Source organism: Stieleria sp., from assembly GCF_041595215.1.
GTDB lineage: Bacteria > Planctomycetota > Planctomycetia > Pirellulales > Pirellulaceae > Stieleria > Stieleria magnilauensis.
Genome location: NZ_JBFHKV010000241.1, coordinates 1 through 9,143, shown reverse-complemented (window position 1 = coordinate 9,143; position 9,143 = coordinate 1). Strand labels below are relative to the sequence as shown.

Annotated in this window: 3 protein-coding genes; 2 read left to right on the top strand and 1 reads right to left on the bottom strand. The window is 58.1% G+C overall.

Annotated features, from left to right (window positions below; translation table 11 throughout):
* On the top strand, window positions 1–466 hold a 466-nt coding region (locus ABX749_RS11600; protein WP_372896125.1), incomplete at its 5' end, for a DUF1269 domain-containing protein.
* 18 nt (window positions 467–484) lie between these two features.
* Here the strand turns inward: ABX749_RS11600 and ABX749_RS11595 are convergent.
* Complete coding sequence (locus tag ABX749_RS11595) at window positions 485–5,686, bottom strand: CheR family methyltransferase (protein WP_372896124.1); 5,202 nt, start codon at window positions 5,684–5,686, stop codon at window positions 485–487.
* A gap of 340 nt (window positions 5,687–6,026) precedes the next feature.
* On the opposite strand from ABX749_RS11595, the gene ABX749_RS11590 reads away from it, so the two are divergent.
* On the top strand, window positions 6,027–9,143 hold a 3,117-nt coding region (locus ABX749_RS11590; RefSeq protein WP_372896123.1), incomplete at its 3' end, for a tetratricopeptide repeat protein.

Below are 9,143 nucleotides of genomic sequence, written 5' to 3'. Positions count from 1 at the left end.
CGAATTCAATAACGAAGAAGACTTTCGAACCGCGATCGAAGTGCTGGACAAAGCACATTTCACTGAAGACGAAGTATCCATTGTCAGGCATGCCGACGACGAAGGTTTGTCAGAGCTTGACGCCGCACAAGACAAGACGCCGGTCTCGCCGTCGAGCGAGAAGACGGCGGCAGCGTCGACGGTGGCGGGTGGAACACTCGGCGCTGCACTCGGTGCGATGACTTTGATGGGCCCCATGCTCGTCGCCGGGCCGATTTTTGGGATGACAGCCGGGGCCGTCGGTGGCGGGCTGCTCGGTGCGGTCGAAAGCTGGGGCCTTGATGATCAGGTCGCCGAGAGTTACGAAGCCAAGGTTCGCGACGGGGCACGGCTATTGATCGTCACCGGTGACGACATCCGATTGGCCGACGCGGAGAGCATGTTAAAGACCACCGGACCGACCTCGTTGGAAACGTTTCAACGGTGATGCGTCGTCGAAGCGGACTTACGGCGCGTCACCGGACGTCGCCTCGCGTATGACACGGAGCATCTTTCCCGCATCGATCGGTTTGGACAGGTAGTCGTTGCAGCCCGCTTCCAAGCATCGGTTCATGTCACCTTGCATGGCATCGGCCGTCAAGGCGATGATCGGACCACGGTATCCGATCTCGCACAGTTTTTTCGAAGTCGAATAGCCGTCCAAATTGGGCATCTGCATGTCGAGCAAGATCAGATCGGGACAGTCCCCCGTTTTCAAACATGCGGTCAGATGCTCGACGGCGAGCAACCCGTCCTCGCACTCATCCACCGTCGCGCCGGCTTTGGAGAGGATGTGCTTGCTCAAATAACGGATGTCTTGGCGGTCGTCGACGACGAGGACATGGCAGGAGAGTTTGTGCGGTTCTGAATCCTCAAGCGTCGATTCGGAACCGTCGTCTGGACGGGGCTCGACGTAGCGGACCAGATCCGATTGAGAGACATCGCCCGTTGCGATACGCAGCGTGAAGGTACTGCCGACACCTTCGGTGCTGCTGGCGGTGATGTTGCCACCGAGCATCTCGGCCAGCCGTTGACTGATGGCAAGGCCCAGGCCGGTGCCACCGAAGTGACGGGTGACGCTGGCATCGCCCTGTGAAAACGGTTTGAACAGTTGCGACATCTGATCGTCTGAAATGCCGATCCCCGTATCGATAACATCGAACTGCAACTGCTGCGATGAAAGATCGAACCGAATGCGAATCTTCACCCGGCCATGCTTGGTAAACTTGATCGCGTTGCCGACAAGGTTGATAAGAATCTGTTTCAGCCGTTTCGCATCGGACTGGATCACCTTGGGCAGTTTGCCGTCGTACTCGATTTCCAGCGTCAGGCCGCCCTCTTTCGCGCGGACTTCCATGATGCTTCTGACGTCTTCGATCAGTCGGCTGGGTTCGAAACATTCCTGTTGGACCTCCAGTTTCCCGGCTTCAATTTTGGACAGGTCCAGAATGTCATTGATGATTTCCAGCAGGTAATCCCCGTTGCGTCGAATGGTCTGCAGGTATTGCAGTGACTCCTCGTGATCGACCAGCTCTTTTAACAATTCGGCGTACCCCAAGATGGCCGTCATCGGCGTACGGATCTCGTGAGACATATTTGCCAGAAACTCACTTTTGGATGCACTGGCTTGATGGGCTCGGCGTTCACTCTCGCGGAGAGCTTCGGCCTGCAAGTGCTCCTCGGTCGAATCCCAGTTGACGCCGTACATCTGGATCACTTTCCCCTCGTCACGAACGACCTCGCCGAGTCCGTTCATCCAGCGAACTTCACCGTCGGGGCGAATGATGCGGAACTCGCTGTCGTAGGTGTCCGAGCCCTCGATCGCATCTTGCCACGCCTGTTTGAGCGATTCGACGTCATCGGGATGCACCAGGGAGAAGAACAGATCGGGACATGCTTCTTGGTCCGCTTCGATGCCGAGCAGCTCGTACAACTCGGGCGTCCAGACGCTCTTCGTCGGCGTCCATTCCCATGCGGCCATGCCGCCGGCACGCAACGCCATCTCCATCCGGCGAGTCACTGACCGCTGTTCTTTTTCGATCTTGACCCGTTCGCGAATGTCGACACCCGATGGGACCAAAAATTCGATATTGCCTTCGGCGTCAAAGACCGGCGCGATCATGAAATCGATCATCACTCCGTCGCCGCCGTGTGCGAACAGCGACACGTCATACCGGACGACCTCCCCGGCAAAGGCCCGGGCCATGGCCTCTCGCGTCTGCTGCACCACTGCCGGGTCGTAGTTCCACCAGGGTGCTTCGGCAAAGGGCTTGCCGATCACATCCTCTCGCCGAGCCCGAGCGATCTCCAGCGACCCGTCGTCAATTTCTACCAACAGCCCCTCGCGGTCGATCACACCGACCAAGCCCAATTGGTTGTTGATGACGCGACGAAGGTGCGCTTCGCGGTCGGCAAGGTCCAGTTCGCGACGCTTCCGCTCGGTGATGTCGACGACGACGCCGTTGAAATCCTCGGCCACACCCGACGCCGACATCCGGACACGGCCACGAGCGCGCAGGTGCCGCACCTCCCCACCGGGTAAATGAACGGGATACTCCTCGTCATAGATATGCCCCGTCGCGATCGCGTTTTCGATCGCCGACGAGATGTAGTCTCGAACCGACGGATCGATACGTTGCAAAAAATCATTGAGCGTTGGTTCCTCGTTTTCGTCAAACCCGAACAACCGGTTGAGAATCGGGTTGCTGATCGGATCTGGCGACTGCAAGCTCCAAGTCCAGGGCGCCACGTCGGCGACCTCCAAGGACAACTCGAGCCGGTCCTTGGCATCGGCCAGTGCGGTTTCGGCGTCTCGACGCTCGGTGATATCGATAAAGGTGACCACACATCCGACCAATCGCCCGTCTCGAATCTGCGGATGTGACCAATACTCCACATCAAACGACGACCCATCGGCACGCCAGAAGCGTTCGTCATCGACGTGCACCTGTTTCCCGCTGCGAAAGGCCCGAGCGATTTGGCATTCCTCGGCAGGGTACGTTGACCCGTCCCGATGCGAGTGGTGGATCATGTCATGCATGCACTGCCCAAGAAACTCGTCCGCACTTTGGTAGCCAAGCAATTTGGCACAGGCCGCGTTCGCAAAGATGCATCGGCCCTCGAGATCAATGCCATAGATGCCTTCGGCGGTCGAACTCATCAACGATGCCAACATGGCCTCACGCTCGACAAGTTCGGAAACATCGACGAAGGTCACGACGATGCCATCGGTTTCACCAGGCTGGGATCGGTAGGGCGAAATGCGACGAATGTAGGATTTGCCGGATTCGGCAACAATGGTGTCTTCAATGACACCGGTCGAGTCGACGGAGGCAGGATCGGGTAGCGGGGGCATGTCGTGGACGCGCGGGACAAAATGTTCCAGCGGTCTGCCGACGTCCGTCGGGATCAGTGAATAGATTTCCGCTATCGCCGGCGTGAAGCTTCGGATCCGCCGATCGTTATCGAGAAACACGGTCGCGATCTGCGTGCTTCGCAGCAGGTTCTCCAGATCGGCATGGGCGCGTGCCACGGCCTCACTGCCGGCTCGAATCTCCTCCTTGGACGTTTCCAATTCCTCGTTGGCCGATTGGAGCTCCTCATTCATCGACAACAGTTCTTCGTTGGACGATTTCAGCTCCTCGTTGGCCGCTTCCATGTCTTGGAGCGTCCGCTCCAGATCGCTTCGAGTCGATTCGAGTTCACGCTCCAATTGGGCGATGATGACATCGGCGTCTTGATCGCCGGTGGAGATGGCGTCCGGCGGCTGATCGAATTCTTCACGCCGCATCGGTTCGCCGACGTCATGAAACACGACCATGAACAACTCATCGTCCTCTCCCAACTGGGGCATCGGCTGGACGGTCAACATGACCCGTTGCATCAGATCATCATCGCGGATGGAAAGATTATCGTGCGTGATTCGTCGACGCAATTTCTTCGCCTCGTTGAGAGCGGCTCGCAAGCCGATCCTTAAACTGGGCAAGGCCATTTTGACGATGTTGTTGTGAAAATCTCCGCCGGAGACTTCCAGATACTTCGAGATGCCATCGGAGGCGTTCAGAACCGTCCCGGTCTGGTCGATCACGACGGCCTTGGGCGTGAACTCGTCCAACAAGATGCGTTGACGGATGACGTTCAAATCGATCGTCGCATCGGATTGTGTCTCGCCGCCGTAAACCGGCTTGACCTCTCCGTGGCGTGTCACCAGCGCACTGATCGATCCCGTCGCAGTGCCCTTGCGTTGTGAGATGCGGCACTTGGTATCAAATGGCTTGAACAGTTCGCCGTGCGACGAAACGGTTTCGCTGGGGCCGAGAAACAGGAACCCCGCCGGCCGCGTGGCGTAGTGAAACAGCGGAATTAATTTCTCTTGTAAATGCTCGCCCAGGTAAATGAGCAAATTCCGACACGAGATCAGGTCCTGTCGCGAGAACGGCGGGTCACTGATCAGATTGTGCTTGGAAAAGAGCACGAGTTCGCGGATCTCTTGAGTGACCTGATATCGCTTGCCGCGTTTGATGAAAAACCGTTTCAATCGCGCCGAGCTGACGTGATCTTCAATTCCGGTTGGATAGGATCCCGCCCGCGCGATCTGCAACGCGCGATCGTCGATGTCGGTCGCAAAAATCCTGACTTCCGGCGGATCGTCCAGTTCGTCGACCTGCTCGCGACAGAGCATGGCCAAGGAATAGGCTTCTTCACCGGTGCTGCATCCGGCCACCCAAATTCGGACGACGTCTTGGGGACTTCTGCCTTCGAAGATTTTCGGCAGGACCGTGGTTGCGATCGCGTTGAAGGCTTCGGGGTCTCGAAAAAATGCGGTCACACCGATCAACAGTTCGCGAAAGAGCGCACGCGTTTCCTCTTCACTCTTTTGCAAGTGAAACAGGTATTCGCCGGCCGTTGCAATCTTCAAAACGTGCATCCGTCGCAGGATACGACGCATCAGCATGGTGATCTTGTAATGCTGGAAATTATGACCGGTCGCTTCCAAAAGGTGCTCCGCGATCCGCGGAACCGCCTCGGCGATTTGGTTTCGGACGCGACCGACGGATTCCTCGTCGCCGTATTGAGACAGATGAGCCGTGTACCGTCTCACTTCTGCGGCCATCTCGCTCGGACGGCAGACGTGATCGGCCACCCCCATCGTGGCGGCGCTGCGCGGCATGCTGTCGTATTTTGCCGACGCGGTGTCCTGGGCAAACGTCAGCCCTCCGGCATCCCCGATCGCCTTCAGCCCGACGGTTCCGTCGCTACCGGTTCCCGACAGGACGATCCCGATGGCACGCTCGGCTTGATCCTGGGCTAACGAATGAAAAAAGTGGTCGACCGAGGTGAGCTGACTTTTGGCGCTGTCGGGGACGATCGGCAGAAGACCGCCGTGCGTGACGTCCAGAAAGCGTTTTGCGGGGGCGACATAGACACAACCGGGCCGGAGTTTCGTCCGCTCGGTGACTTCGACCAACGGCATCTCCGTCGCCGCAGCCAACAATTCACGGAGCAACGTTTCGCTGGCCGCATCATGATGCAAGACGAGAACGATCGCCAGATCCTCACACCTGCCCAGGTGCTTCAGGAACTCGCAAACCGCTTCCAGCCCACCCGCCGACGCACCGATTCCGACGACGAGTGGTGTTTTGTTCGCTTTCATTGACTGGCTAGTCATGATCGGTTTCCAAACCGCCGGCGCCACTGCCGAGGGTTGTCATCTTGCCGCCAGCAAATCGCTCTCCAAACACGTTGACACTGCCCCGGATGACCTTCATTGGCGATACTCCAAACAAACAAAAACGACACGCCGGTCAATTGGAAGCGACTCAAGCGGTTTGGTCAATCTGGAAACAGGCAATCACCCCGGCCTGACGCAGAGAATGTTTTTACAGTTGGTTTGGGCAGAGTCCGTCCGTCGGTCGGTTGTCATGCGTTAGAGTGGTAGAAAACCTCTTCTGGCCCGGCACGCTGCTTCGATTGGCGGTCGGACGCCTGCTACTGTGGAGTATCGACAGATGGCTCGAATCGGCTCGAACGTGTTGCGTGGGGTGTTCCTGGTCTCGCTCATTTGGGGTGGCGTCGGGACGGGCGTCGCCGCCGCCCCCGGCGGTCCGGTGGACTCCGACGGACGCCCCTCCATCACCAGCGTGGTCCGCATTCCGACGGCCGTTCACGACGCAATGCAAGCGCGACGGTACCAGGACGCCGTCAAGGCGATCGAGTCGGAATTACAGAACGACGCGGTCACCGCGCCGGACTACTTGCTTTATTTGAAAGCGCTCGCGCTATCGCACGCCGATCAACGGGACGATGCCGTCGCGGCCTATCTGGAACTGGAAAACCGGTTCCCCAAAAGCGAATGGGTCAGCCGATCCAGGTTCGGACGTGCGGCCGTCGCGGTCATGAATCGTCAGTACAACGTTGCCGGCGAAATCTATCAACGCGAAGCCGAACGATTGCTCTCACGCGGCAGAAAAGACGAACTCGCAAAAATCTATCTGGAGTTTGCCGACCGGTTCTTCGAGGGTGTCCCCGCCAACGATCCCTCTCGTGCCAAACAACCCGATTACAAACAGGCGTTGGAATACTACCGCGAGGCCAACAAGCTTGGACCGACCGTTCGCCGCCGGCAGCAAATTGAATTTCGCGTGGCCCGCTGTATCGAAGCGCTCAATCAACTCGATCAGGCCGCCAAAGCCTACCAAGACTTCCTCGCCCAGCACGGCGATCCGAGTCCGAAATCCGGGGTGTCCGCGTCGAGCGAACTGCAGTCCGACGCGATGTACCGACTCGGGTTGGTCCAGCTCGAAAACAAGCAGCCATCGGCGGCGCGTCGGACCTGGCAAGATTTTCTGTCCAAGCACGATCCACCGCTCGACCCAAGCGACGCCTTGGCCGACCGACTGGCCAATGCGACGTACCGACTGGCCCACACCTACGGGCTGCCGAACCCGGCAACCGACGGGAACCTCGAACTCGGCGTCACACTGGCGGAACGATTCCTCAAAGCCTACCCCGACCACAAACTCGCTCCCAAGGCCGAGCTGGAGATCGCCCAAGGCTACGAATCGCGGCGACGCAACGTCCAAGCGATCGACCGGTTGGAAAGTTTGATCGCTAATCCGGACTATCGAGGATCCGACCAACTGGCGATCGCACGACGCATGCTGGGGCAGTCGTATTTCGCCCAGAACGAATTTGACAAAGCGATCGAAGCGTGGAAGGAATTCCTCGAAAAACATCCGACCGATTCACAATGGCCCGACGTTCAACAAAAGATCATCGGGGCGGAATTCGCCGCCGCCCAATACGCGCTCAACGAAAAAGACTTCGCCAAGGCCAGGGCGCTCTGGCAAACCTTCCTGAACAAGTATCCGCTGGACCAACGGGCGCCGAGCATCCTGTTGCAGTTTGGCGAAATGAACAAACGCGACGCGCTGGATCGACATCAACAGCGTGTCGACGCGGCGATCAAGAAGGGCCAATCCGGGGCCGAAATACGACTCAACCAAACCTGCCGAGACCTGCTGGAAGACGCGATCGCTGATTGGCAGCGTCTGGTCGAAAAGTACCCCGACACCAACCAGGCCTCACTGGCGTCGTTGCGGATCGGGATCACCTTGGAAGAACAACTTGAGCGCCGCAAGGAAGCCCTCGAGTCGTACAAAAAGGTCAAGGGAGCCAGCGAAGGCGCCGCCCAACAGCGGATCGCACGGTTGACCCGCCCGGAATTGCAAGTGATGACGAAACGCAAATTCCGCAGCGACGAACAGGCCGGAATTCTGCTCACGACGCGGAACTTGGAAAAGGTTTCGGTCTCCGTCTACACAATCGATATGACCGATTACTTTCGAAAGATGCACTTGGCCACCGGCGTCGAAAAGCTGGACATCGCATTGATCGACCCCGACCAGCAATTTGAACATCCGGTCGATGATTACGAGCCGTTCAAACGGATCGATCAGGAGGTCACGATTCCGATCGACGGGCCGGGCGTCACCGCGGTCACCGTCAGCAGTGACAAGATGGAAGCAACGACCATGGTCGTCGTCAGTGATTTGGACATCCTGGTCAAATCGTCTCGCAACGAATTGTTTTTATTCGCGCAGAACATGCGAACCGGGAAACCGGCCGAGGGAGTCGGTGTGCTGGTCAGCGACGGTGCGTCGGTGTTCGAGGAACTGGTGACCGATGCCGAAGGGATCGTGCGCTCGCAGTCGGAGCGTTTGCGTGACATCAAAGACTTGCGCGTGTTTGCCGTCCACGAAGGCCAGATCGCATCGACGGTGACCAATCTGAACGGCCTGGATTTCGCCGTCGGCTTGGTGCCCACGGGATACCTGTTTACCGATCGTCCCGTCTATCGACCGGGGGAATTGGTCAACATCAAGGGCATCGTCCGGTGGGTGGATCAAGACCGATTCACGTTTCGCGAAGGCGAGACGTTCTCATTGGATATCTACGATGCCCGCGGCCGAAAACTAAAAACCGAAAAGGTGACACTGAACGCGTTCGGTTCGCTTCACACCAACATGGTGCTGCCGCCCAGCGCGGTGCCCGGACGATGCCGGATCCATCTGCATCGACGCTCCACTCCGAATCAACCCGAGTTGTCATTTGAATCGCAATTCGAGGTCAAACAATTCAAGCTGGAACCGGTACAGCTGACGATCCAGACCGATCAAGACGTGTACTTTCGTGGCGACGAAATCACCGCCACCGTTGCGTTGAAGTATTATTACGGCGCACCGCTGCCGGGTGAAGAAATCAGCTACTCCATCGGCGGCGAAAGTGAACGCCAGACAGCGAAAACCGATGCCGACGGGAAAATCGAACTCAAATTTCCGACCCGCCGGTTCAGCGAATCACAAGCGATCACGATCGATGTCGCGTGCCCCCAACGCAACGTCGCCGAATCCCAACGGGTCTTTCTCGCCACACGCGGATTCAACGTCAACGTCACCACAGGCCGATCGGTCTACATCGCCGGTGAAACCTTTGACGTAACGATCAAAGTGGTCGACCCGGCGGGCAAACCGGTCGGAACGGCGGTCCAGTTGGAGGTGTTCGAAGTCACAGGGGCAGAGAGCGCGAACCAGACTGGCAACCAAGTGACCGCGCGACGCAATCGG

Bases quoted from the DNA above. Each gene is read 5' to 3' on its own strand.
- ABX749_RS11595 (WP_372896124.1), bottom strand. From the start codon at position 5,686: ATGACTAGCCAGTCAATGAAAGCGAACAAAACACCACTCGTCGTCGGA.